This window comes from Mesorhizobium sp. M7A.F.Ca.CA.004.04.2.1, assembly GCF_004022825.1.
Classification (GTDB): Bacteria; Pseudomonadota; Alphaproteobacteria; order Rhizobiales; family Rhizobiaceae; genus Mesorhizobium.
The window spans coordinates 1-779 of sequence record NZ_RZPH01001575.1 but is presented as its reverse complement, the minus strand read 5'-3'; the positions used below and the strand labels follow the sequence as shown (position 1 = coordinate 779).

General features: G+C 63.4%; 1 protein-coding gene and 1 pseudogene. Both read right to left on the bottom strand.

Annotated elements, in window-relative coordinates:
• A pseudogene (locus EN893_RS36230) lies at nt 1-458 on the bottom strand (aldolase); the annotation flags it as partial.
• The coding region (locus tag EN893_RS36225; RefSeq protein WP_281062543.1) for a glycerol-3-phosphate dehydrogenase C-terminal domain-containing protein at nt 449-779 on the bottom strand (331 nt) is incomplete at its 5' end. The pseudogene EN893_RS36230 and the gene EN893_RS36225, both read right to left, overlap by 10 nt.

Below are 779 nucleotides of genomic sequence, written 5' to 3'. Positions count from 1 at the left end.
ATCATCAGCGGCAGGCCGTATTTCTCGCAATCGGCGCGCACGCGGGCGATGTTCTGCACGCATTGCCGGAACAGGTCGGGTTCGTCGGGCAGCATGAACAGATTGACCACGACGCAAGCCGCATCCATCTCGATGGCGCCAAGCAAGGGCTCGGCTTCATTCTGCAGCACCGCCCACATCGCCCGGTGGCGTATCCTGTTATAGGGATTGCCCATGTCGATGCGCATCACCAGCGCCGGCTTGTCCTTGCCAGGCACGGCCTGCAGCAGATCGGCCTGGCCGTAGTTCATCTGGATGGCGTCGGGGCCGGCCTTGACCAGCTGATTGACCACACCGGCCATGTCTTCCAGCCCGGCAAGGAAGCTCGGCTCGTTGCAGACACCGTGATCGATGGCTACGTCGAGGCAGCGGCCGCCACCGAACAGCCGGTTCATGCGGACTTTCTTGTTTATGCGCATAGGGCGCTCCTTTGATGCGTCTGGAGATCGATGCCGTGCCGGTCGGCCAGCAAGGCGAGGAAGGTCGAGCGCTCGGTGGCGGCCTCGCTGGCGCTCCAGCCCTTGTGCGCCGCCAGCATGTCGAGAACGGCGTTGATGAGGTCGAAACTGAGACCGCCCGAAATGGCGATGGTGGTGCGGCGCAGGAACAGGTCGGCAAGGCACTCGATCTGTTCGCGCTCGATGATGCGCCCGATTTCGCTTGCCGAATAGTCCGACTGCGGCAGCATCTGTTCGCCCGCGGGGTGCGAAACGAAATCCCTGGCCGACGTGCCATAGCGC